This is a genomic window from Mycobacterium sp. FW102-FHT13B02, assembly GCF_058790275.1.
This window is the reverse complement of the sequence record NZ_JBYTCM010000004.1, coordinates 378,636-400,653: the sequence shown is the minus strand read 5'-3', so window position 1 is coordinate 400,653 and position 22,018 is coordinate 378,636. Positions and strand designations below refer to the sequence as shown.

The 22,018-nt window shown below is 67.6% G+C and carries 25 protein-coding genes; 14 read left to right on the top strand and 11 right to left on the bottom strand.

Translation table 11 applies throughout. The features are described 5' to 3' along the window. Positions 1 to 9 precede the first annotated feature (9 nt). The 5 genes from AC3WTE_RS09915 (at position 10) to AC3WTE_RS09895 (ending at position 3,015) form a co-directional block, all read left to right on the top strand. Complete coding sequence (locus AC3WTE_RS09915) at positions 10 to 567, top strand: sugar O-acetyltransferase (protein ID WP_492437274.1); 558 nt, start codon at positions 10 to 12, stop codon at positions 565 to 567. Positions 568 to 635: 68 nt separating this feature from the next. Beyond that, complete coding sequence (locus AC3WTE_RS09910; protein ID WP_492437272.1) at positions 636 to 905, top strand: hypothetical protein; 270 nt, start codon at positions 636 to 638, stop codon at positions 903 to 905. Positions 906 to 941: 36 nt separating this feature from the next. After that, the gene (locus AC3WTE_RS09905) at positions 942 to 1,151 is read left to right on the top strand and encodes a hypothetical protein (RefSeq protein ID WP_492437270.1); all 210 of its coding nucleotides are present in this window, start codon (positions 942 to 944) and stop codon (positions 1,149 to 1,151) included. Positions 1,152 to 1,255: 104 nt separating this feature from the next. Beyond that, the gene (locus tag AC3WTE_RS09900; RefSeq protein WP_492437268.1) at positions 1,256 to 1,564 is read left to right on the top strand and encodes a hypothetical protein; all 309 of its coding nucleotides are present in this window, start codon (positions 1,256 to 1,258) and stop codon (positions 1,562 to 1,564) included. Continuing rightward, the gene (locus AC3WTE_RS09895; RefSeq protein WP_492437266.1) at positions 1,561 to 3,015 is read left to right on the top strand and encodes a DUF7059 domain-containing protein; all 1,455 of its coding nucleotides are present in this window, start codon (positions 1,561 to 1,563) and stop codon (positions 3,013 to 3,015) included. Before AC3WTE_RS09900 ends, AC3WTE_RS09895 begins: the two co-directional genes overlap by 4 nt. A gap of 14 nt (positions 3,016 to 3,029) precedes the next feature. Here AC3WTE_RS09895 and AC3WTE_RS09890 read toward each other — a convergent pair whose 3' ends face one another. Continuing rightward, entirely contained in the window at positions 3,030 to 3,791 is a 762-nt protein-coding gene (locus AC3WTE_RS09890; protein WP_492437264.1) for a DUF899 domain-containing protein, read from the bottom strand. A gap of 86 nt (positions 3,792 to 3,877) precedes the next feature. Between AC3WTE_RS09890 and AC3WTE_RS09885 the strand changes: the two genes are divergently transcribed. Together AC3WTE_RS09885 and AC3WTE_RS09880 are read left to right on the top strand one after the other, a co-directional pair. Beyond that, positions 3,878 to 4,210, top strand: coding sequence for an ArsR/SmtB family transcription factor (locus AC3WTE_RS09885; protein ID WP_492437262.1), 333 nt, complete (start codon positions 3,878 to 3,880; stop codon positions 4,208 to 4,210). Then, positions 4,207 to 4,662, top strand: a complete 456-nt coding sequence (locus tag AC3WTE_RS09880; RefSeq protein WP_459368010.1) for an SRPBCC family protein — start codon at positions 4,207 to 4,209, stop codon at positions 4,660 to 4,662. The genes AC3WTE_RS09885 and AC3WTE_RS09880 overlap by 4 nt, the downstream gene beginning before the upstream one ends. 75 nt (positions 4,663 to 4,737) lie before the next feature. On the opposite strand, the gene AC3WTE_RS09875 is transcribed toward AC3WTE_RS09880, so the two are convergent. Beyond that, the gene (locus AC3WTE_RS09875; protein ID WP_459370214.1) at positions 4,738 to 4,839 is read right to left on the bottom strand and encodes a hypothetical protein; all 102 of its coding nucleotides are present in this window, start codon (positions 4,837 to 4,839) and stop codon (positions 4,738 to 4,740) included. On the opposite strand from AC3WTE_RS09875, the gene AC3WTE_RS09870 reads away from it, so the two are divergent. Together AC3WTE_RS09870 and AC3WTE_RS09865 are read left to right on the top strand one after the other, a co-directional pair. Continuing rightward, positions 4,793 to 5,491: a BglII/BstYI family type II restriction endonuclease gene (locus AC3WTE_RS09870; protein ID WP_492437362.1), complete on the top strand. Its 699-nt coding sequence runs from the start codon at positions 4,793 to 4,795 to the stop codon at positions 5,489 to 5,491. The two genes, AC3WTE_RS09875 and AC3WTE_RS09870, sit on opposite strands and share 47 nt — an antisense overlap. A gap of 79 nt (positions 5,492 to 5,570) precedes the next feature. Beyond that, on the top strand, positions 5,571 to 6,461 hold the full coding sequence (locus AC3WTE_RS09865; RefSeq protein WP_492437259.1) for an MT-A70 family methyltransferase: 891 nt from the start codon (positions 5,571 to 5,573) through the stop codon (positions 6,459 to 6,461). A gap of 71 nt (positions 6,462 to 6,532) precedes the next feature. On the opposite strand, the gene AC3WTE_RS09860 is transcribed toward AC3WTE_RS09865, so the two are convergent. From AC3WTE_RS09860 to AC3WTE_RS09840, 5 genes are all read right to left on the bottom strand, one after another. Continuing rightward, a complete protein-coding gene (locus tag AC3WTE_RS09860) occupies positions 6,533 to 7,381 on the bottom strand; it encodes a glycoside hydrolase family 16 protein (RefSeq protein ID WP_492437257.1) in 849 nt (282 codons plus the stop codon). A gap of 273 nt (positions 7,382 to 7,654) precedes the next feature. After that, positions 7,655 to 8,125 carry a hypothetical protein gene (locus tag AC3WTE_RS09855; RefSeq protein ID WP_492437256.1) on the bottom strand — a complete coding sequence of 157 codons (471 nt, stop codon included), beginning with the start codon at positions 8,123 to 8,125 and terminating at the stop codon, positions 7,655 to 7,657. A gap of 356 nt (positions 8,126 to 8,481) precedes the next feature. Next, positions 8,482 to 10,434 (bottom strand): Hsp70 family protein, encoded by a 1,953-nt coding sequence (locus AC3WTE_RS09850; protein WP_492437254.1) that lies wholly within the window; start codon positions 10,432 to 10,434, stop codon positions 8,482 to 8,484. A 197-nt stretch (positions 10,435 to 10,631) separates the two neighbouring features. Beyond that, positions 10,632 to 11,282, bottom strand: a complete 651-nt coding sequence (locus AC3WTE_RS09845; RefSeq protein WP_459368005.1) for a L,D-transpeptidase family protein — start codon at positions 11,280 to 11,282, stop codon at positions 10,632 to 10,634. Positions 11,283 to 11,329: 47 nt separating this feature from the next. After that, entirely contained in the window at positions 11,330 to 12,001 is a 672-nt protein-coding gene (locus tag AC3WTE_RS09840; RefSeq protein ID WP_492437251.1) for a phosphatase PAP2 family protein, read from the bottom strand. Positions 12,002 to 12,100: 99 nt separating this feature from the next. Between AC3WTE_RS09840 and AC3WTE_RS09835 the strand changes: the two genes are divergently transcribed. The 3 genes from AC3WTE_RS09835 to AC3WTE_RS09825 are packed head-to-tail and all read left to right on the top strand — an operon-like array spanning position 12,101 to position 15,018. Beyond that, positions 12,101 to 13,765: a purine-cytosine permease family protein gene (locus AC3WTE_RS09835; RefSeq protein ID WP_492437250.1), complete on the top strand. Its 1,665-nt coding sequence runs from the start codon at positions 12,101 to 12,103 to the stop codon at positions 13,763 to 13,765. Positions 13,766 to 13,786: 21 nt separating this feature from the next. After that, on the top strand, positions 13,787 to 14,272 hold the full coding sequence (locus AC3WTE_RS09830; RefSeq protein ID WP_492437248.1) for a hypothetical protein: 486 nt from the start codon (positions 13,787 to 13,789) through the stop codon (positions 14,270 to 14,272). Positions 14,273 to 14,298: 26 nt separating this feature from the next. After that, a complete protein-coding gene (locus AC3WTE_RS09825; RefSeq protein WP_492437246.1) occupies positions 14,299 to 15,018 on the top strand; it encodes an NUDIX hydrolase in 720 nt (239 codons plus the stop codon). Positions 15,019 to 15,437: 419 nt separating this feature from the next. Here the strand turns inward: AC3WTE_RS09825 and AC3WTE_RS09820 are convergent, their stop codons facing one another. After that, positions 15,438 to 16,199: a trans-aconitate 2-methyltransferase gene (locus AC3WTE_RS09820; RefSeq protein WP_492437244.1), complete on the bottom strand. Its 762-nt coding sequence runs from the start codon at positions 16,197 to 16,199 to the stop codon at positions 15,438 to 15,440. A 51-nt stretch (positions 16,200 to 16,250) separates the two neighbouring features. Here AC3WTE_RS09820 and AC3WTE_RS09815 point away from each other — a divergent pair, with 51 nt between their 5' ends. Both AC3WTE_RS09815 and AC3WTE_RS09810 read left to right on the top strand, forming a co-directional pair. Continuing rightward, positions 16,251 to 17,117, top strand: a complete 867-nt coding sequence (locus tag AC3WTE_RS09815) for an amidohydrolase family protein (protein WP_492437242.1) — start codon at positions 16,251 to 16,253, stop codon at positions 17,115 to 17,117. Between the two features lie 41 nt (positions 17,118 to 17,158). Continuing rightward, positions 17,159 to 18,358, top strand: a complete 1,200-nt coding sequence (locus AC3WTE_RS09810; protein WP_492437240.1) for an alpha/beta hydrolase family protein — start codon at positions 17,159 to 17,161, stop codon at positions 18,356 to 18,358. Positions 18,359 to 18,371: 13 nt separating this feature from the next. Here the strand turns inward: AC3WTE_RS09810 and eccE are convergent, their stop codons facing one another. The 3 genes from eccE to eccD are packed head-to-tail and all read right to left on the bottom strand — an operon-like array spanning position 18,372 to position 22,017. Continuing rightward, complete coding sequence (gene eccE, locus AC3WTE_RS09805) at positions 18,372 to 19,262, bottom strand: type VII secretion protein EccE (RefSeq protein WP_492437238.1); 891 nt, start codon at positions 19,260 to 19,262, stop codon at positions 18,372 to 18,374. Continuing rightward, positions 19,259 to 20,638 carry a type VII secretion-associated serine protease mycosin gene (gene mycP, locus AC3WTE_RS09800; RefSeq protein ID WP_492437236.1) on the bottom strand — a complete coding sequence of 460 codons (1,380 nt, stop codon included), beginning with the start codon at positions 20,636 to 20,638 and terminating at the stop codon, positions 19,259 to 19,261. Before mycP ends, eccE begins: the two co-directional genes overlap by 4 nt. Then, positions 20,638 to 22,017 (bottom strand): type VII secretion integral membrane protein EccD, encoded by a 1,380-nt coding sequence (eccD, locus tag AC3WTE_RS09795; protein ID WP_492437234.1) that lies wholly within the window; start codon positions 22,015 to 22,017, stop codon positions 20,638 to 20,640. Before eccD ends, mycP begins: the two co-directional genes overlap by 1 nt. Between the last annotated feature and the right edge of the window lies 1 nt (position 22,018).

Here is a 22,018-nt window from a genome sequence, read left to right as displayed (position 1 = left end):
CGTGGTCCTATGGATCGTTCAATGCGCGAGCGCATGCTCGCTGGTGACCTGTACATCGCCGACGACCCCGACTTGATCCGCGACTCCAAACGCGCACAGAAGCTCACCCACCAGATCAACGCACTCGACCCCACCGAGCTCGACGAACGAAACCGACTGCTTCGCGAGCTTCTCGGCGCATTTGGCGAGAACAGCGAAATCCGGCCGCCGCTGCAGTGCGACTACGGACACCAAACCACCATCGGTGCACGCACTTTCGCGAACTGGGGTCTCATCCTTCTCGACGTCGCACGGATCACCATCGGCGACGACGTGCAGATCGGGCCCAACGTGCAACTGCTGACCGCTACCCATCCACTGGAGGCGGGACCGCGCAGGGACAAGTGGGAAGCGGCCGAACCGATCGTGATCGGCGACAACGTGTGGCTCGGTGGCGGCGTCATCGTGTGCCCGGGCATCACCATCGGCGCGGACACCGTCGTCGGCGCCGGTTCCGTGGTCACGCGCGACCTCCCATCGCGGGTACTGGCAGTCGGCTCGCCGGCCCGGGCGATCCGCGAGCTCTAGGACACGTTTCGAAGCCAAACTAAGCATTTACCACCTCGGCAATCTACGGTGGTGTAAATATGTGCGGCGTGAGTGAAAATGCCGACGTGGCACAGGCTCGAGCGCTGCGCGCAGAGCTGCGTAGACATGCGTGGGACCTGGCGTCCAAGTTGTCCCGGATGGAGTCCCTGCCGGATGTGACGGCGTGGTCGGAGCGGGCGCGGTCCATGCGGCGCCGCGCCCGCGAGCTTCGCCAGGACCTCGATCACGCGAAGTTCCTGATCGAGCGCTTGCATGCCCGGTTCCCCAGCATCGACGCGACGAGCGCGTCGGCAGAAGCGCCGAACCCAAGTTATTGAGAACCTTCATTGATAATTGATCCGATTTGGTTAACGGTGCTAAGCGTCTCCGATGAAAGGCGGGCGCCGGTACCACGCCTGCTCGACGTCAACCCGGAGCAGTTGCACCGTGTGCGGTGCCTGTTTTCTGCCGCGATCCGCGATCTCAGCAACGAACGTCAGATCGGCTTCACGTCGAATCTCGACGTCGCCCGCGCGGCGTTGACCGACGCTGTGGCGGCATTGCTGACCCAGCCGCGGCCGTAGCGGCAAAGCCATACGGTGATATTTTCCTAGGTTCGGCGGACCTTGCACTGATAGCATCTGACCTGCAGGTTTTTGCACCGAAAGTGGCTCATCGGGAGGCTACGATGGATAGCGAAAAGTTGAACCGGACCATCACGTTGTCGTTGGTGGCACTGGCCGCGACCACGGGCGTCACGTTGGCCACCGCGGCCTCGGCATCGGCCGCCCCGGCAACCGATTGCACGACCGGTTGCGACGTCGGCGGCGTCGATACCGCCCCGCCGCCGTTCTTGAAGCTGAACGCACCGTTCCTCAAGTTCTGGAACATGCAGAAGGTGAACTTCCCCTTCATGAAGTTCGACAACCTGCAGAAGTTCGATAACTTGCTGAAGGTCAACGTCTTCCAGAAGTTCAACGCCCTCCAGAACAAGTGACCGCGGCCGGCGCACGGCTGGTCGAGTGCGCCGCGGACCTCGGCAAGGTGCTGGCTGCCGCGGGCTACTCACCCAGCGGGCTGGGTGGCGGGCGCATCGCGCCCAATTCCCTTGACGCCGTGGTGCTGGCCCGTCGCGGCGGTGGTCCGCTGGCCACGCTGGTGGAATTGTTTCTGGCCGGGTTACCGGTGTCCACTACCGTGGCCGCGGAAGCGCTGCGTCCGTTGAGCCTCGATGACCTTGTCGAGACGGGTCTGCTCACGCCGAGCGACGGCACGGTGCGGGCAAGCGTCTGCATCGGATGGGCCGACAACATGCTCGTCGCCCACGACTGGCAGGATGGCCGCCCGACTGGGCGGGACCACGTCGTCGCCGTCGCGCAGGCATCCATGACGCTCGCCGACCTCACGGTGCGGCTGCCGGACGTCGACGTGCTCGACGTCGGCACCGGCGGCGGCGTGCAGGCGTTCCAGGCCGCCGCTCATGCTGCGGCCGTGCTGGGCACGGACGTCAACACCCGTGCCCTTCGGCTGGCCGAGTTCGGCGCCGCACTCAACGAACTGTCCAACGTCGGCTGGCGCGAAGGCAGCCTGCTGGAACCCGCGGGCGAACAGACCTTTGACCTGATCACGGTCAACCCGCCCTTCATCATCTCGCCCGACAACACCTACCTCTGGCGCGACGCCGGGCAGGCCGCGCGCCGACCAGGCAGCCTCGGCCAACAGCTGGTGCACGACATCGTGCCCAGGCTGCGCCCCGGCGGTTGGGCCACGATGCTGGCCAGTTGGCCGCACCCGGCAGACGGCGACTGGGTGGCGCCGGTCCGGTCGTGGTTCGCAGGATCAGGTTGTGACGCTTGGGTTCTCCGCTTTGCCACACACGATCCCGTCGAGCATGCCGAGACCTGGCTGATGCAGAGTGTGCACGCAACCGCCGAGTTCGCCGCCGCCCTTGATCGCTGGCTGACGTTCTACCGAGACCAGGACATCGAGGCGCTGACCACCGGCGCAATCATCATGCAGCGCAATGACACTGGCGACGAACATCTGTGGACCGACGACATGCCGGGCTCTCCCACCGGCTCGGCCGGCGACCAGATTCAGCGGGTGTTCACGCACCGACGACGCCTCGCCCGGCTGTCCGACGGCGACCTACTCGACGCTGTGCTGGCCCCGCTGCCGGGCACGCGGCTGGATCAGGCGTTGTCCCGCGGCGACGGCGGCTACGAACCCGCGCCGACCCAGCTCTGGGTGCTGCCAGGGCTCAGCGTGTGTGCCACGGTGTCGCCACTGGCGCTCCCTGCGCTGCTCGAACTCGACGGGCAGCGCCCGCTGCGCGACCTCATCGCCGCGGCAGCCGATGCCACCGGCTTCGACCCCGACCAGGTCCGGGCCGACGCCCTCGCGGCAGCAACGCGACTGATCGAGCTGGGTCTGGTCGACTGGACCTGAGGTCCGCGCCGAGCCTATTTCGCAGTGCAGTTGGCGCACCCTTCTACACGCGGCGGCCGGGGGTCGTCGGGCTTGGTGGGATCGGGGTCGCCGAACCAGCGGGAGGGGCGGTGCTCGCCGTAGGTGTCGTGCCAGTCCCACCATTCGTAGGCCGCGTCCTGCGGATATCCCGGTGGCGAGTCCTCCCAGGTCTCCTGCCGCCCAAGTGCCGTCATGTCGAGGTAGCTCCACGAGGTGCCGAGCGCCTCATCGCCGCGGCTGTTGATGAAGTAGGTGCGGAAGACCGCGTCACCGTCGCGGATGAACGCGTTGGTGCCGTGCCATTCGTGCACGCCGAAGTCGACGTCGAAGTCGTCAGTGATGGTGTACCAGGGCATCTCCCAACCCATCCGAGCTGTCATCCGCGCAATGTGGGGCTGCGGGGCACGCGACGCGAACGTCAGGGTGGTGTCGCGGGCGTTCAGGTGCGCGACGTGCCCGACGTTGTCGGCGATCATCGAGCAGCCACGGCAGGCGTGGTCCGGCCAGCCCTTGACGCCCTCCTCGAAAAATGCCCGATAGATGACGAGTTGTCTACGCCCGTCGAACAATTCGGTCAGGCTCAGCTCTCCGTCGGGGCCGACGAACGTGTACTCCTTGGCGACCGGCGTCCACGGCATGCGGCGGCGCATCGCCGCCAGCTGGTCCCGCTGCCGCGTCAACTCCTTCTCCGCGAGGAGCATCTTCTGCCAGGCGGCATCCCATTCCGCCGCTGACACGATTTCTGGTTTCTGCATGGTGTTCCTCCTCGACGGAATCATTAAACAATTTTGTTGAATGTCTGCGTTCCAGCAGAGCATGATCCAGCGCTATAGTCAACAAGATGGTTGAAGATGAGGTGCTGGACCGGGCCTACGCCGCCTTGGCCGATCCGACGCGCCGCCGGCTACTGGAGACGCTGCGGCAAGGCGACGCGCGCATCACCGACCTGGCTGCGCCACTGCCGATGACCTTCGCCGGCGTCTCCCGGCATATCGGCGTGCTGGAGTCGGCAGGCCTGGTGCAACGCGATGTCCGCGGCCGCGAACGCTGGGTATCCCTGCGCCCTGACGGGCTGACCACGGCTCAGCAGTGGATCAACGAACAATCAAACTTCTGGTCGGTGCGGGCGGATGCCCTCGCAGATCGTTTGCGCCGCAAAGGAACTGGACAATGACAGAACCCGTTACCGTGCGCGTGCAGCGCATCATGCCGGCAGTCCCGGACGTGGTGTTCGGAGAATGGCTGGACGTCGAGTCACTGGCGGACTGGATGTGTCCACGCCCGTCTCGGTGCGTCGCCATCACCGTCGAACCCCATGTCGGCGGCAAGCTGCGGTTCGACGTCGACCACGACGGCACCGGCACCATCGTCCTGGTCATCGGGCACTTCCTGGAGATCGACCGCCCCCGCCTGCTGCGTTTCACGTGGAGCAATTCGAACTGGCCGGACCCAACCATGGCGAGCGTCGTCAACGTGACCTTCGAACCCCACGGCGAGGGCGAGACGCTGATGGAGATCGAGCACTCGCTGCTGCCGGCGTACGAGCAGGAGAACTTCCACAACGGCTGGGCGCTGACGGCGGAACAGTTGGAGGCGGTACTGCGCGGTCGTACGCCGAGCGTGTAGGAATCGGCATAGGAGTCCGCTCAGGACGTTGCCCGCACCCCGCGACACGTCGTCGCGCAAGCCCGGTGTCCACTGCTACCGTCGCCCCGTGGATCTGACCGACTCGTACACCCGCGCGCTGCCGCAGCACATCCGCGACCGGTACGAGTTCATCGAGACCCGCAACGCCGCCGCGATCCTGGCCGCCACCAACCCGCAGCGGTTCGATGAACTCCTCACCGCCCTGCACGAATTTCAGCTCCGCACCGACGATCTCGTCCAGCCTGGTGGCCAGGAGACCGAACTCGCGGCGCGGCTCAACACCGCGTTCCGCACCAAGGGCTGGCGCGAAGCGCGCGTCGATACCCGAATCCGTCTGGAGCTGCGCAAGATGCCGCACAAGCCGGCCGGCGAGGCGCACCCCACCCTGGAGGACACCGAGGTGTTCAACGAGGGCTACAAGGTGGACAACTTCGTCGACCGGCTGGCCCTGGACGTGGAGTGGAATGCCAAGGACGGCAACCTCGATCGGGACCTCAGCGCCTACCGCGCGCTGTACGACGCGGCGCTGATCGACGTCGCCGTCATCATCACCCGCACGCAGACCGACCTGCGGACGTTGGGTCACCGGCTGGGCATCGAGGCCGGCATGGACGACGAGCGCGCCCGCCGCATCCTGGCCACCACGACCACCACCAACACCGAGAAGCTGCGGCCCCGGATGCAGCGCGGCGACAGCGGCGGCTGCCCGCTGCTGGCCGTCGCCATCTGCGCCCGCACCTGGGCTGACCACGCGCAGGACCAGGAATCTCCGGAAACAACACCCGACATCGGCCTCTGGGAGACCTGACCTGTCGGTGCCATCGCCTACGATTTCGTGAAGATCTTCTCCGTTCGAAAAGATCTAATTCGAAGGTAGGAGTGACAACGTGGCGAAACGCAGCGACCAGGCCGGCGCCCAGACAAAGGCCGTCCCCCTGCGCGATATCGCCGCGCCGCCGCCGCTGCCCACCGTAGACGGCGGCTGGAAAACCGTATTGGCCGATCCCCCTTGGCGTTTCACCAACCGCACCGGCAAGGTCGCGCCGGAGCACCGGCGCCTGGACCGCTACTCCACGCTCGACCTCGAGGCCATCTGCGACATCCCGGTGTCCACCGTCGCGGCGCGTGACTCGCACCTGTACCTGTGGGTGCCCAATGCGCTGTTGCCCGAGGGACTCAAAGTCATGGAAGCCTGGGGCTACCGCTACGTCTCCAACGTCATCTGGGCCAAGCGGCGCAAAGACGGCGGGCCCGACGGCCGCGGCGTCGGCTTCTACTTCCGCAACGTCACCGAGATCATCCTGTTCGGCGTGCGCGGCAGCATGCGCACGCTGCCGCACGCCCGCAGTCAGGTCAACATGATCGAGACGCGCAAGCGCGAGCACTCCCGCAAGCCCGACGAGCAGTACGGCTTCATCGAGGCCTGCTCCCCCGGCCCGTACCTGGAGTTGTTCGCCCGGCACCCGCAGCCGGGCTGGACGGCGTGGGGCGACGAGTCCGCCGACGAGGTGACGCCGCGCGGACAGGTGCACAGAGGATACGAAGGTGGCGCCATCTCAGGCTCAATTGGCGGCCCCGGCCGCCGAGTCCCGCCTGTGACCAAGCACGTCCGGCTGGACCCGACGACGGCCGAACGCATCGGCAAGGAACTGCGCATCCGCTACGAGAACGGCGAGAGCATCCGCCAGCTCGCCGAGGAGACCGGCTACGGCATCACCCGGGTGCGCGGACTGCTGGAGCGGGCCGGCACCACGTTCCGCGGCCGCGGGCCCCAATAGCCGACCCCCGATCGCCGGCCCCAACACAATGGGCCCCGCCGAAGCGGGGCCCATTGTCAGCTGTTTGCGGTCTACCAGACCCGCACGTAGTCGACGAGCATCTCGGCCGGGTAGCTGCCACCCTTGGGGTCGCCACCACCGGAACCGGCCACGGCCAGGTTCAGCACCGGGAACACCCGGTAGTCGGGCAGGTTGAACGGCCAGTCGTCCAGCGAGTTGGCCGCCACGGTGAAGTACGGCTGCATGCCGTCGACGTAGTCCTGCCAGAAGGACATGCCCTGGTCATTCCACGTGACGCGCCAGCGGTGCCAGGCACCGTCGATCGGGTGCGGGTGGGTGTCGAACGACGTGCCATCCGACCGGGCGTGCACGGTGGTGCCCGACGGCCAGTCGCGGTTGCCGTACCACTCGGCCAGGTCGATCTCGCCGCCGACGACCGGGTGGTCGTTGGACAGCCACCAGGCCGGCCAGCAACCGTCGGTCAGGCAATTGAACTTGATCCGGGCTTCCCAGGTGGTGTTGATACCGCCCCAGAAGGTGCCGAAGACCTTGCCACTGGTGTATCTCCCGTTGCCATCGCGCGTCGCACGGATGACGAGGTTGCCGTTGCCGTCCAGGAAGACGTGCTCACGGTCGTCGCGGTACTGCCCCATGTTCTCCGGGCGGTCCCAGAACACCGGGTTCTTGATGAGCTCACGCGCCGGGGAGATGTTCCACTTGGCCGGGTCTGGCCGCGAGCCGGCGGGGCCGTCAAACTCGTCGTGGAAGATGTAGCTGGGCGTTTGCGCGGCTGGCGGCGGGGCCAGCGGCGCAGTGGGCGAGCTGCCCGGTTGGGAATCCGCGAGGGCGGTGGGGGTCGGCATCGCGGCGGCGGCCAGCAGGCCGAGCCCCGACGCGCGCATCATGTTTCGACGATCCATTTCCGGCACAGTGCAATATACAAGCCGTTCGGACAGACTTGACGCAACTTGCGACACGCTTGAAATCACCTGTCAGAGCTACGTTCTCATCACCTTCATGCAGCCCTGGTCACGCCGACAGCAAAATATTCCCAGGATGGGGTCGCCGCGGCTACCAGCGCATCCACTCGACAATGCCTGAATCAGCAATACCGAACACCCGACGGCTGCAGCAAAGCGGGTATTCGGCATCGCAGAAAAAACTGAAACCGACCGGTAACGCCCCGGTCGGGTTCAGCGTCCGGACTGCTGACCTTCCCAGACCTGGCCTTCCTGACCGGCAGCGGCGGCTGCCGATGCCGCCGAAGCCGACGCAGCAGCCGCGGCCGCCGATGCGGACGCGGAGGCGTACGCCGCCGAGCCCTGCGGGCTACCCAGCGAGTTGCCGGGGCTGCCCGGGGTCGCGAATGCCGCCTCACAGTTCAGCGACAGCAAAACCTGGCTGCTGCTCGAACCACCACTGTTGGCCGGCGCCGCCACCGTGCGGGCCACCTGATTGGTCACCACACAGTTCGGCCACTGGAGCTGATCGCCAACCGTCGTCGACACCAGCGGCTTGAATCCCGCGCTCGACGACGCCGACCGCGCGTCACCGAACTTCTGACCGACCACGTTCGGCGGGGAGCCGGCAGCAGCCACGCCGCTGCACATCAGAGCCACAGCACCAAGTGACGTCGCCGCGGCAACACTCCATGCGATTTTCATAGCCGCCTATCCTGCCTTAACTGGCGGCGCAGCGCTCATCGTCGACGCGGTTGTCGCCGGCGGAGCCCACGTCTCCGTCGCGCCGTTGTTGAAATCGGGCACCTGAGGGCTATTGAAAACGGTGTTGGTCGGGGCGTGGTCCGAGCCGGCGACCACCCCGTCATCAGTCACTCCGCCGCTGATTGCGCCAAGCGCTCCCAGGGCGACCATCGCCGCGGCACCCGCCAACCCCACGCGAGTTCTTGTCGAATTCATAGGACAACTGTCGCTTAAGTGTGATAACAGGGCAAGTCAATTTGACGTTAACTGCAATACTCCAACGCCGACGTCAATAACCATTGCCGCAGTTCAACTGGTCAATATGGGTACTGCTGCGGATATTGCTGCGGGTACTGCCCATAGGGATATTGCTGCGGATATTGCGGCTGTCCCGGGTAGTACGGGTTGGCCGGCGGCTGGGATTCCGCCGGCTGGTCGGGCCCCTTGGGCACCTGGATCGGGATCGGCACGGGGACGAACGGCAGCCGGATGTAGCTCGTCGTCATGGTCGGCGTGGTCGAGGTCGTCGTCTCCGTCGTCGACGGTGGTGGCGGTGGCGGAGCCTCGGTCGTGGTGGGTGTGGTGGCGGTCGTCGCCGGCGGCGGAGTCGTCGTCGGGGCGTGCGTCGCGGTGGTGTGCGTCGGCGCCGGCGCGTGCGTGACCGGTGGTTGGTACGTCGGGCTGGGCTGCGGCGGTGGCGGCGCGGGGACCTCGTTGGTCACGGTGACCGTGCTGGGCGGCGGCGGCTCGACCGGCGGCGGTGGCGTCGGCGATGCGCTGACCGACGGCGGCGGAGTTGTCGGCGGCGCGACGGGCTTGCGGTCACCGGTGAGCGCGACGGTCACACCACCCACCGCGGCGATCGCGGCCAGTGTCGCGACACCGAACACGATGAGCGGAAGCCGCTGCCAGGCCTTGGACGGCTCGGCGACCACCGGCCCGGCCGGCGCCACATACTGCGCGATGGCCCGAGTGGTCGTGGTCTCGCCGAAGGCGTCGTCGCCGGTGTAGGGCAGCAGGTCGCCGCCGCCGTCGGAGTCCTCGGACCAGGCCAGAGACGGGCCGGAGGCCTTGACCACCCGGGCGGCTGCGGTGTCGGTAAGCAGGTCGAGTTCGGGGATGGCCGCGGGCGCGGTGGCCAAGCCGCCGTCGACAGCGGCGGTCGGCGCGGTCCCGCTGGACAGTGCGGCGGGCGCCATCCCAGTCTGGGCGTCGGCGTCGGCGCCGTACACCGCGAACAGGGCGGCACCCACCGCGGCATCCAACGCGGGCTGCGGGCTGGTGACCAGAGTGGCCGCGGCACCACGCGCCTCAAGGTGTTCGGCCAGCCGGGCGCTGATCATCGGTATCCGGGCGCCCCCGCCGACCGCGACCACCGAGCTGACGGCCTGCCACGGAATCTTGTTGCGCTGCAACATGTCGTCGAGCTCCGCCAGCACCCCGGCCAACGGTTCGGCCAACAGCCCGGACAACTCGGCGCCGGTGACCTCGACGTCGCCCTGGTAGCCCGGAATGTCCACCGGCACACTGGCCGCCTCGGCCTCCGACAGATGTTCTTTTGCCGCACAGCAGGATTCACGGAGTTTCTCCAGTGAACTCACAGCGGCGGTGCCTGAGGTATCCACGCCATCGGAGCCGCTGACCCGGGCGAGCACATGCGACAGCAACGCCTGGTCCACACCCTCGCCGGAGAAATCGGTGTGCCGCACGGTCTCGACGGGCTCGAACGACGAGTCGGCCGCCGCCAGCGTGATACTGGTACCGCCGCCACCGAAATCGAGCAGCGCGGCGGTACCGGTGGCCGGCAGTCCCGGATTGGCGTGCAACGCGGTCAGCGATGCCACGGCGTCGGACACCAGCCGTGCCGGAACGCCGTTGGGCGCCAGACTGGGGTTGGACCGCATCGCGGCGCGCATCGCGCGTAGCGTCGCGGTATCCCAGTGTGCCGGAACGGAAATTGCCAGCTGCCCCGTCGGCGGTTCGCCGCCGGACGCCTCGATCATGGCATCGAGCGCCTCGGCCACCAGTTGGTCGGCGTGATACGACGTACCGTCGGGCGCCACCATCGGCACGGGATCACCGACACGTTCGACGAAACCGGTGAGCGTCACGGCGCTCTCCGCGGCAGCACGATCTTCCGGGGACCGCCCGACCTGGGGCGCGCGGTCGCGGAACAGGCTCAACACCGCGCGCCGCACCATGGGCGGTTCACCGACGCGCGCTGCGACCAGGTTGGTTGTCCCGATCGACAACCCCAGCTGGTGGCTCATAACCCCACCACCCTAACGTGCGGCCGCGTTGACGCGGCTCGGGACACGTGCGAACGGCGTTCTCCCAGATTGCTTTTCGTCCGCTGTGTCCAGGCTGTGGACAGAGCAGGCCGGCTGTCGACCGCACCTGCGACGCGACGATGTCGCTCAAGAACGTGAATTTCACGCTGAAGCCCGATGCTGCCCTTCATATCTGATCACTTGGCAACGGCGATCAGCGCTCCCGGTTGCAGCCATCGCATGACCTTCACCAGCGTGCCGTCGTCGATCGCCACGCACCCGGCGGTCGGGCCGTCACCGATGTGCAGGAAGAACGCGCCACCGTTACCGGGCACCCGTTGCGGGTTGACGCCCATGACGACGGCGTACTTGTAGGGCGCGATGTCCAGGTTCTCGGTACCGCTGGCCGGGTCGGTATCAAACGGGCACTGCGCCTTCTTGCACACCTGCATGGTGTTGTAGGTGGGGCTCTTCGTATCGCCGTCCCACCAGTGGTCCGGTGTGGTCTGGACGTATTGCAGACCCGTCCCCGGGTTGGGCGCGGTACCGAACGCGAACGGCAACGTGAAGATGCCCATCGGGGTCTGAAGGTTGCCGTCGTGGCTCTGCGGCACCATGCCCCTGGAGCCGACATGAGCCGGGATCCCGACAGCAACGGCGTCCCAGCCTGCGGGGCCGCGCTGGTAGACGTCCATCTTGGCCGACGAACCGCCCACGCCCACAACCGAAATCACCTGCGTGGCCGAACCCACCGAGTTGGCAAACCAGGGCGTGACCACCGCGTTGCCGACAGGAGCCAGTGCCACCGACACCGCGGCAGCACACAGCAAAGCGAACAGTCGGCGCACCCGTCCATGGTCGAGAACCGCCCTCAGGAAGGTCAAGCCAGGGCGGGTCAAGGTTTGGGCACGATAGGGCTTCGGCCGGGTACCGGCGAATCAGCGACAGCGCCGCGGCGTCCTGGACTCAGCAGCGGCAGCCACACCAGGAACCACAGACCACCCAGCAACCAGCCGGCCAGCACGTCGGTCGGGTTGTGCACGTTGAGCACGACGCGGCTGACCCCGACGAACACCACGATCACCGCGCACAGCACCTCGATCAGCCGGATGTGGGCCACCTGAGCCATCCGGAACACCGCACACAGCCCCAGCGCGCCTGCCATGGTGCCCAGCGCATGACCCGACGGAAACGACCACGACGTTTCGTGCGCCAGCGCCGTCAACGGCCGGGCACGTTGCGCGATGTCCTTGGCAACGTCGGTGACCATTCCGGACAGCGCGGCACCGAACAGCAGGAAGATCGCGGTGCGCCGCTGCCGGCGGGCCAGCGCGACGAACGCGACCACCGCGGCAGTTATCTGGAAGGTCCACGGACCGAACACGAACGACAACGATTTCCAGGCCTGCACCCAGCCGGGATGCGCCAGGCCGTAGCGGTGCGCGGGTTCGAGCAATGACTCGTCGAGCGTCGTCACCCATGACCACTGGGCGACCCAGCCCACCCACAGCAGGGCGTAGCCGATCGCGGCCGCGGCGGCGACCAGCCAGCGGTTGCGGTTCGTCACCGGTCTCCTTTCGGGGTGCGCTCGAGCACCACAAATTCGCTACGGCCCGGAACCTATTCGTCACGGCGATGAAACAAACTGACCATAGCTTCGCTAACCATGACCCAAGACCTCAGCCAGGAGCAGCAGCCGCCGGCCGCTGCACCAGAAGTCGATCAGGACCGGTTGACCGCGACGCGAGAAACTCTGGAGGACTACACCCTTCGTTTCGCGCCGCGCAGCTACCGGAAGTGGTCGACGCGGGTGGTGGGTATCTCGGCGCTGGGCGGCATCGCCTACCTGGCCGACTTCGCGATCGGCGCCAACATCGGCATCTCGTACGGCACCACCAATGCGCTGGCCGGAATCGCGATCTTCGCGGTCGTCATCCTGCTGACCGGGTTTCCGGTGGCCTACTACTCGGCCCGGTACAACATCGACCTGGATCTGGTGACCCGCGGCAGCGGGTTCGGCTACTACGGCTCGGTGGTCACGAACGTCATCTTCGCGACGTTCACCTTCATCTTCTTCGCCCTCGAGGGCTCGATCATGGCCCAGGGCCTCAAACTGGGCCTGGGCCTGCCCCTATGGCTCGGTTACGCGGCGTCGACACTGATCATCTTCCCGCTGGTCATCTACGGCATGAAGGTGCTCTCGACGCTGCAGGTCTGGACCACCCCGCTGTGGCTGGTCCTGATGGTCGCGCCGTTCGGGTACCTGCTGATCTCGCACCCGGAATCGATCCACGACTTCTTCGCCTACCAGGGCGCCAATGGCGTCAAGGGCTTCGACATGGGTTCGACGCTGCTGGCCGCGGGCGTCTGCCTGTCACTGATCGCCCAGATCGCCGAGCAGAACGACTACCTGCGGTTCATGCCGCCGAAGACCCCGGAGAACAAGCGGTCGTGGTGGACCTGGCTGCTCCTGGCCGGCCCGGGCTGGGTGTTCTTCGGCGCCATCAAGCAGATCATCGGCCTGTTCCTCGCGGTCTACCTGATCGGCCACGTCGCCGACAGCGCCGGCGTGGCCAACCAGCCGGTGCACCAGTTCCTGGAGATCTACGACAACTTCCTGCCCAAGTGGCTGGCCCTGACCCTGGCCGTCATCCTCGTGGTGATCAGCCAGATCAAGATCAACGTCACCAACGCCTACTCGGGCTCGCTGGCCTGGACCAACTCCTACACGCGCATCACCAACCACTACCCGGGCCGCATCGTGTTCCTCGGCGTCAACCTGCTGATCGCGCTGGTGCTGATGGAAGCCAACATGTTCGACTTCCTGAACACGATCCTCGGCTTCTACGCCAACTGCGGCATGGCCTGGATCGTGGTCGTAGCCAGCGACATCGCGATCAACAAGTTCGTGCTGAAGCTCTCGCCGATGAAGCCGGAATTCCGCCGCGGCATGCTCTACGCCTTCAATCCCGTCGGCTTCGGGTCCATGCTGATCGCGGCGGGCCTGTCGGTGATCGCATTCTTCGGCGGGCTGGGTGAGGCCCTGCGGCCGTACTCGCCGCTGGTGGCGATCGGGCTGGGCCTGGTGCTGCCGCCCATCTTCGCCATTGCCACCAAGGGCAAGTACTACCTGCGCCGCACCGATGACGGCATCGACCTGCCGATGTACGACGAGTACGGCAACCCGTCCGACGAGCACCTGCTGTGCCAGAACTGCCACCACGAGTACGAGCGCCCGGACATGCTGGCCTCGGCGGCCGGCGGCTACATCTGCTCGCTGTGCCTGGCGACCGACAAGACCGGAGAACACGTCCTGCCCGCACAGCACTGACCAGGGGCCTACGCTGGGGGCATGCCTGTTCTGCTGCGCAAGCTGCTCGGCATCGGCAACCTGCCCGATGACATCCGCGAGCAGCTCCAGTCCGAAGGGCTGCTGCACGTGGCCGAGTTCGTCCCGGTGACCTTCCGGTTCTCCGGCCACGTGCCCGGCAAGGTCGCCAAGAGCACTCTCCGCAGCCTGGTGGGAGCCGTGGTGATCACCGAGAAGCGGCTGCTCGGCACGCTGTCGTCGGTACCGAAGAAGGGCGCCAAGACCGTCAACCACCTGTGGGACGAGCCCGACGGCACCATGGTGCGCGCCGAGTTGGACGAGTCCGGTCTGCTGCTGGACGCCCCCGACCTCTCTGCCGTCGATCCGAGTTTCGAGGGCTCGATGTCGCTGCGCTACAAGGCGCCGCTACCCACCGATCTGCTGGCCGCGCTGCCGGCCCGGGCGTTCACCTTCGACGTCGCCAACAAATACGTGTATCTGGCCTGCGGGATGCCGCCCACCACCTGAATCGGCCGGGGCGTAGCGTCGGGCCGATGACGATCCGGTACGACGATGTGCTGCGTGAGCAGATCGGCACGCACCTCGCCGGACACCGGCGCCGGGTGGTCGACGACCCGACCAAACGCCACGCCGCGGTGGCCATCGTGCTGGTGGACTCGGACCCGGGCGAGGACCGCATCGACCCGGCACCGGTCGACGAATGGATCGGCGGACGGCCGTTGCCCGACCAGAACCTGGACGGCCGCATGGTCGACGTCGCCGGGGGTGCGGCGTTTCTGCTGTGCCGCCGCACCTCCCGGCTGAACTCCCATTCCGCGCAGTGGGCGCTGCCCGGCGGACGCCTCGACCCCGGCGAAACCGTCGTCGACGCCGCGCTGCGGGAGCTGCATGAAGAGGTCGGCATCAAGTTGTCCGACGAGTCGGTGGTGGGACTGCTCGACGACTACGCGACGCGCTCCGGCTACGTCATCACACCGGTGGTGGTGTGGGGCGGCGGCCGGCTGGACCCGCAGCCCTCCCCCGACGAGGTGCTGGCCGTGTACCGCGTCGGGCTGCACCAGTTGCAGCGGCCGGACTCGCCGCGGTACATCTCGATTCCCGAGAGCGACCGTCCGGTGGTCCAGATTCCGCTCGGCAACGACCTCATCCACGCGCCCACGGGGGCGGTGCTGCTGCAGATGCGCTGGCTCGGCCTGGAAGGGCGCCCCGACCCGGTGGACGAACTCGAGCAGCCGGTCTTCGCCTGGCGGTGACACCAGTGATTTCTGCACGATTCGGTCCGCTGAGCGACCCTTTTCGTGCATAAATCGCGGGGCGGTCGGCCACCCCGACGTCAGCAGCCCCCGGCTGGATCAACTGGCCGCCGGCGGCATCCTGTTCTCCCGGGCCCAGCTGCGCGAGGACCGCAGGCTGGCACCGAGACCGGTCCTGGAGCGTCAGGCCATGTCCCCCGATTGGGGGACCACGAATTCATCCGGTCCGGGGTCCAGCTGGTGGACAGACCGCCGGCGCCTGCTGAGGAAGGCTTGGGTCAACCGCAAAAGCCCACAGCAGCAGGAGAATTCAGATGAGCATCGTCACCCGCTGGGTCAGCTACTTCATCATCGTCATCGGCCTGACTGTCGCGCCCGGACTGATCGCCATCGGCCTGGCCACGTCCGCCCACGTCTGATCATGTCCGGGCGACCACGAAAATCCGGCGGAACGGGAAGAACGTCGTCCCGTCGGACTGGCGTGCATAGGCCTGAGCCAGCAATGGAATGATCTCCCGCCGGTACTGCTCCCAGGCGTCGTCGCTGAGCCGGGAGCGGACGTCGGTCAGCGCGGTACCCGTGATCCAGTCCAGCACCGGGGTTTCACCGGTCAATTGGTGCAGATACGTGGTCTCCCAAGCGTCGACGGTGCAGCCCGCAGCGGTGAGCAGCGCCGCGTAACCGGCCGGATCGTCGACCACATTCGTCTCCCGGAACCGGATATCGGCCAGCGCCTCGGCGAACTCCGGACGCCGCGCCACCTCGCGCACGGCCTGATGCGACGGCGAGTCGAAATTGCCTGGCACCTGAAAGGCCAGCCAGGCGCCTTTCGGCAGCTGTGTCACCCACCGCCGCAGCAACTCCCGATGTTCTGGAATCCATTGCAGCACCGCGTTGCTCACCACCACATCGGTGTCCGGCGCGGGCGACCAGTCCGCGGCGGCGACCACCCGGGCGTCGACACCGCGAGCCCGCGCGGCCTCGACCATCTCCGGCGAGTTGTCCACCGCTTCGATCACCGCGTCCGGCCAGCGCTGCGACAGCGTGGCGGTCAGGTTCCCCGGTCCGCAGCCCACGTCTGCGACCCGCCGGGGAGTCTCGGCACCGACGCGTGCCAGTAGGTCGTAAAAGGGGCGGCCGCGGTGGTCAGCGAAGGCGAGATAGGTCTCGGGGTTCCACACATCCCCATCCTGCCGCCGGATCCTGGTGAGTGCCTGACATTCTGTTGGGTGATGGACGAGTCAGTACGCGCACTCTGGCAGTCGCTGGGCCTTCCGGGCCTGATCGACGTGCACACCCACTTCATGCCCAAGAACGTCATGGACAAGGTGTGGAAGTACTTCGACAGCGCCGGGCCGCTGACGGGCCGCCCCTGGCCGATCACGTACCGCACCGAGGAGCAGCACCGACTGGAGACGCTGCGCGGTTTCGGAGTGCTGGCGTTCACGTCGCTGGTTTATCCGCACAAGCCCGATATGGCGGCCTGGTTGAACCAGTGGGCCGCTCAGTTCGCCGCCCAGACCCCTGATTGCCTGTCCACCGCGACGTTCTACCCCGAGCCCGGTGCGGGCGCCTACGTGGCCGACGCCATCGCCGGCGGCACCCGCGTCTTCAAGGCACATGTTCAGGTCGGCGGCTACCACCCGGCCGACCCGCTGCTCGACGACGTCTGGGCCACCATCGCCGACGCCGGTGTCCCGGTGATCATCCACTGCGGTTCCGGCCCGACACCCGGTGCGCACACCGGCCCAAGCCAGGTTCGTACCGTGCTGGACCGCTACCCGAACCTGAAGCTGATCATCGCGCATCTGGGCATGCCCGAATACAGCGAATTCCTCGACCTGTGCGAACAATTCGACGGCGTGCACCTGGACACCACCATGGCGTTCACGCCGTTCATCGAGGAAACCATGCCCTTCCCACCGGCCGAATTGCCGCGCCTCGGCCAGCTCGGTGACCGCATCCTGTTCGGCAGCGATTTCCCGAACATCCCGTACCAGTACGCCGAGTCCCTGAACGTGCTCACCAAGGTCGCCCCTGACGACGATTGGTTGCGAAAAGTGCTCTACCGCAACGCCGCCAGCCTGTTCGATCTCTGAGTTCCGCAGACGCGTTTCGCCGGCGCGGGTTAGCATCGGCCGTGCCCAGTACGCCACCCGGCGATACGTTCGCTCTGCCCTTGCCCGTGCCCGACGTCCCAGGCGCCGACAGCACCGCGCGGGGGTTGCCGCGCCGCGCCGACCTCACCTGGCAGCAGAAATTGATCGTCGACTCCTCCGCGGTGGCCGACCTGGGGCTCCGCACCGCCCTGGCCTCCGTGATCGGCGCCGGCATGATCCCGCGCATGGCTGCCGCGGCGATGCGAAACCGTGCCGGCGACGACCCGGACGCCCTGCGGTTCTACGCCGAACTCGCCGCGACGAAGGACCCACAGCAGTGCTTCCCGGCTCCTACCGAATTGCCGCGCGTGGCGAGCCGTTCCGCAAATCTCGTGGCGGAGCGGGTCGCCCGTGGCCGGGTGCGCAACATCTCTTTCCAGAGCAGCTTCGAGGCCGCCTATCCGGGCATCCGCGAACGGCGCCGCAGCTACGCGCGCAACAACGTGGTGCACGCCCAGCACTGGCAGCACGATGACGGGCCGCACCCCACGCTGTGTGTGATCCACGGGTTCATGGGCTCGCCGTACCTGTTCAACGGTCTGTTCTTCTCGCTGCCGTGGTTCTTCCGCTCCGGGTATGACGTATTGCTGTACACGCTGCCGTTCCACGGCCCCCGGGCCGAGAAGAACTCGCCGTACAGCGGCTACGGCTTCTTCATGGACGGCATCCCCGGCTTCGCCGAGGCCATGGCGCAAGCGGTGCACGACTTCCGGTCCGTCCTCGACCATCTGGAGGACACGGGCGTCGATCGCATTGCGTTGACCGGGATGTCGTTGGGCGGCTACACCTCAGCACTCATCGCGTCGGTGGACGATCGGATCCAGGCCGTGATACCGAACGTGCCGGTGGTGACGCCGGACCGGACGGTCGACGAATGGTTCCCGGCCAACCTGCTCGTCAGGCTGGGCAACCGGTTGGCGGGCACCGACGAGGACCTGGTCGCGGCTGCCGGCCGCTATCACTCGCCGCTGAACTACGCGCCGCTGGTACCGGAGGAGCGCCGACTGATCATCGCTGGCCTCGGCGACCGTCTGGCGCCGCCGCAGCAGGCCGAAATGCTTTGGGAACACTGGGATCGCTGCGCGTTCCACTGGTTCCCGGGCAACCACATCCTGCATGTCAGCCAACCCGACTATCTGCGCCGGATGACCAAGTTCATGAGCCCGTTCATGTTCGACTGATCCGCGTACCGGCTCAGCTGACTGCAGCGGGCGCGGGGCTGTTCTCCAGTTCCGCAAGCAGTTCGGCGGTCAGCACACCCGGGCGCGTGCCGAGACCACCGGTCGACGCCGGGGCCATCGCCGCCAGCAACGCCCCCTGCCGACCGGATTCCCGCGCCAGGCCGTCGACGCCAGCCGCGGCAGGCGCGTTGGCAGTGCGGACCGCACAGGCCGCGGAAATGGTTGCGCCGGGGGAAAACTCGAGCACGGTCCACAATTCGGTGGTCGATGACAGGGCGGCCAGACATGCCGGCAGCCGCTGGTCGGCGGGCAGTCCATAGGCCGTCAGGTAGCCGTCTCCGTCACGGACCGCGCGCCAGGTTTCGCGGGCATCAGGTGCGACCAGTGCGGGGGCCGCGTCAGTGACCGCGACAGGAACCCCGGCCTCGCGCAGCTGATCGGCCAGCCGGCGGGCCACCTTCTCCGCCGTATCGGCGAGCGGCAGGTCCGACGACCGTGCCTGCAGCGCAGCAATATTCGACACCGCCGCCACCGTCACACTGACCCACGCGCGGTGCGCACCGTCGAGCTGACGTTCGGTGACGCGCACCGAGTCGCACCGGACGCCATAGCGGTCCACGTACGCCGCGACGAGAGGCAAAGCGTGGTAGGGGAATTCCTCGGCTTCCAGTACCACGGTGACCTGATCCGCCGCGGCCGGCGCCGTGCCCCGCCGGTTCCGGCGCCACACCGCGACGCGGCGGGCCACCATGGTGGTCAGGAACAGCCCGCGCCACCAGGCGAACACCAGCAGCACAACGGCAACCGCCACGCCCAGGATCCACTTCTGCGGCGTCGTGTGCCACGGGTAGGTCATGGCTGCCGGGATGATCACCAGCAATGCCAACGTGATTCGGGCCGTCATCGGGCGCCGTCCTTTCTGCGGTACGCGACCAGGGCGATCAGTGCGGCGATCGCCAGCACTGCCGCACCGGCGAACGCGATGGTCCGGGGCGTGGTGTCTTTCGGGGCGGGCTCGGGCGGCATCGCAACGGACACGGCCTTGGGTGCTGAACCGGTCGCCGGCAGATCCCAGGTCAGTGCGGCAACCGGGTCGACGACCCCGGCGCCCACCAGGTTCGACGGCATGCGCGCGGCACCGTGCGCGGTGGCGGTGAGTCGGCGCGTCACGTCAGCGGCGTTGAGCGCGGGAAAACGACTGCGCACCAACGCGGCAACGCCCGCGACATACGCCGCGGCGTAGCTGCTGCTGCGCAATGGGAATAGGTCGCCCCGCTCGTTGGGCAACGCGTTGGCCAGACCCTCGACTCCAGTCGACGCGATGTTCTCCCCCGGCGCGGCGATGCCGACCCACGGGCCGGGTGTGGTGAAGTCCGACGGCTGTCCAGCGGCGTCCAGTGATGCCACCGACAGCACGTACGGCTGCCACCAGGACGGAATCGACACGGACTTGACACCGGCCCAGTTGCGCGGATCGGCCGCATTGCCGGCGTTGTCGACAGGGTTCGCCTCGCACGACGGGCCACCCGCCAAGCCGGCCCGATCATTGCCGGCTGCGGCGACGATCACCGCATCCTTTTCTTGCACAGCATATTTCAGGGCCGCACCCAGCTCGGTCTGATCGACGGGTCGATCAGCGGGTACGCAGGTGGCCGCCGTGACGGCAATGACCTTGGCGCCCAGGTCCGCTGCGTGCACCACGGCCCGAGCCAGCGTCGCGACCTCGTTGTTGGCGTGCGCCGCAACCGGGTCTCCCCCGTTGCCGCGCGGCGCGTACCGCTCGGAGGTCTGGCGGATCGCGAGAATCCGGGCACCTGGTGCGACGCCGGAGAATCCGTCCGCGCCGGGTTGCCCGGCGATCAATCCGGCGACCAGAGTGCCGTGGCCGTCGCAATCGGTAAGCCCGTCAGTGTTTTCCACGAAATCACCGCCGGCCTGGACATTGGGGAGCCGCGGTCCGGGATGTACGCCCGTGTCGATGACCGCCACCGTCTGCCCGTCACCGCGGCTGAAAGCCCACGCGCCCGGCACGTTCAGCAGGGTGTGTCCTGGTCCGGGCGCACCCGGATCGGTGCTGGGCAGGACGCCGGCCGTGACGCACTGTCCGCGCTGGCCCATCGGTGCGAGGGGGCCGACACTGCCCGACGGCGGCGTGGCATGCTCGTCGACGTGCGGCGGCACGACGGCACCGGCGGTCGGCGCCAGCGCCGACGGCACCATCGCGGCTGAGGCGGCGAAAGCGACTGTCAAGACGGAGATTCCGCGCCGGATGGCCACCATCACCGGTTGATGACCCAGGCGAACAGACCCACCAGGTAGGCCAGCACCGGGATCAGTGAAGCGTCCAAGGCGGTGGCCGCGAAGCCGACCAAGCGACGCATCGGCAATGAATAGGTCTGCGGGTCGGCCACCTGAGGGTTCAGTGCAGCCACCACGCCGACTGCCACGAGCACCGCAAGTACACCCAGCGACCACCACGCGTTCGAGTACTGCCCGCCGGCGACGAAGGCCGTAAGCAGCACGGCCGCAACCAGGTACGGCTGGCTCAGCAGCCACACCTTGCACGGCACGGAGTCCCAGATCCGGGCCCTCAGCGCCGTCGCGAGGGCGGCGGCCACAACCACGTACCAGGCCCACGGCGACGGGTGCGTCCCCGCCACCAGAACCACCGACCCTGCCGCGATGGTCAGCACGGCACCGGCGAGGAATCCGGTCTGGTGCGCGTCACATACGCGGACCCGGCGCGGCAGATCGGCCAGCACGGACACCGGCAGCGCCGAGGGCGTCGGATCACCCGGCGCCGGGATGTTCGGCACCGGGAACCGGGCCCACAGCGTCGACAGCTGTGCGGCCTGGACCATGACGAGGAGCGCGAAAACGATCAGCACAGCGCCGACCACGGCGTTGCCCAACTGCCAGATCGAAGCGGCGCCGCCGACGATCATGCCGGCGATGCCGAGGACGGTCGTGGCGGTGAAGGCCGCGATGGCCTGCCCACCAACGGCGATGCTGACGATCGACCAGGCCGCGACCGCTGCCGCGCCGAGCAGCAAGCAGGCCGGACCGGACGGGCCGGGGACCGCCAGCGCGAAGGCCGCACCGACGGGGAGCAGCGCCGCCAGACTCAGGGCCGTTGCCAGCCGGGGCATGGCGGGCCGCGTCAACAGGGCGGCCGCGACGCTCAGCACCGCCACGCCGGCCACGGTGAACAGACCGGCCGGCTGGCCGGTCCGTACCCGTACCAGCGTCGCGAGCGCGGTGGCCAGGACTGTCAGAGCCACGAGAGCCCATGCGGCGAAGCGCCGGATGTGCGCGTTGCCCCAGGGGTTTTCGCGGGCTGCGGAGAAGATCGCGGCGGCATCGGCGATGTCCTCGACGATGCGTGGCGCCGGTGGACCGGCGGGCACAGGTTGCAACGCCAGCAGGTCACCATCGACGACGCCGACGGTGTCCAACGTGGCGTCGAGGCTGTAGGTCGCGCCGCCGAGCGGAGCCAGGGACAGTTCGGCGCCGGTGGCCGTATCGGGTGAGACGATGCGCCGCACCGCGGGCACGATCTCGCGCAGCGGCAGGCCCACCGGTAGGGCGACGTCGGTGAGTCGCCCGCGACCACCCTGCTCGTCGCCCGCGGCGAGCACCGCGACCCGCACAATCGGCATC

Excerpts from the sequence above, each read along its gene's own strand:
- AC3WTE_RS09860 (WP_492437257.1), bottom strand. The coding sequence starts at position 7,381 with ATGGATCGTCGAAACATGATGCGCGCGTCGGGGCTCGGCCTGCTGGCC.
- AC3WTE_RS09855 (WP_492437256.1), bottom strand. The coding sequence starts at position 8,125 with ATGAAAATCGCATGGAGTGTTGCCGCGGCGACGTCACTTGGTGCTGTG.
- AC3WTE_RS09915 (WP_492437274.1), top strand. The coding sequence starts at position 10 with ATGGATCGTTCAATGCGCGAGCGCATGCTCGCTGGTGACCTGTACATC.
- AC3WTE_RS09850 (WP_492437254.1), bottom strand. The coding sequence starts at position 10,434 with ATGAGCCACCAGCTGGGGTTGTCGATCGGGACAACCAACCTGGTCGCA.
- AC3WTE_RS09835 (WP_492437250.1), top strand. The coding sequence starts at position 12,101 with ATGACCCAAGACCTCAGCCAGGAGCAGCAGCCGCCGGCCGCTGCACCA.
- AC3WTE_RS09890 (WP_492437264.1), bottom strand. The coding sequence starts at position 3,791 with ATGCAGAAACCAGAAATCGTGTCAGCGGCGGAATGGGATGCCGCCTGG.
- mycP (WP_492437236.1), bottom strand. The coding sequence starts at position 20,638 with ATGGTGGCCATCCGGCGCGGAATCTCCGTCTTGACAGTCGCTTTCGCC.
- AC3WTE_RS09815 (WP_492437242.1), top strand. The coding sequence starts at position 16,251 with ATGGACGAGTCAGTACGCGCACTCTGGCAGTCGCTGGGCCTTCCGGGC.
- eccE (WP_492437238.1), bottom strand. The coding sequence starts at position 19,262 with ATGACGGCCCGAATCACGTTGGCATTGCTGGTGATCATCCCGGCAGCC.
- AC3WTE_RS09830 (WP_492437248.1), top strand. The coding sequence starts at position 13,787 with ATGCCTGTTCTGCTGCGCAAGCTGCTCGGCATCGGCAACCTGCCCGAT.
- AC3WTE_RS09880 (WP_459368010.1), top strand. The coding sequence starts at position 4,207 with ATGACAGAACCCGTTACCGTGCGCGTGCAGCGCATCATGCCGGCAGTC.
- eccD (WP_492437234.1), bottom strand. The coding sequence starts at position 22,017 with ATGCCGATTGTGCGGGTCGCGGTGCTCGCCGCGGGCGACGAGCAGGGT.
- AC3WTE_RS09825 (WP_492437246.1), top strand. The coding sequence starts at position 14,299 with ATGACGATCCGGTACGACGATGTGCTGCGTGAGCAGATCGGCACGCAC.
- AC3WTE_RS09885 (WP_492437262.1), top strand. The coding sequence starts at position 3,878 with ATGGTTGAAGATGAGGTGCTGGACCGGGCCTACGCCGCCTTGGCCGAT.
- AC3WTE_RS09900 (WP_492437268.1), top strand. The coding sequence starts at position 1,256 with ATGGATAGCGAAAAGTTGAACCGGACCATCACGTTGTCGTTGGTGGCA.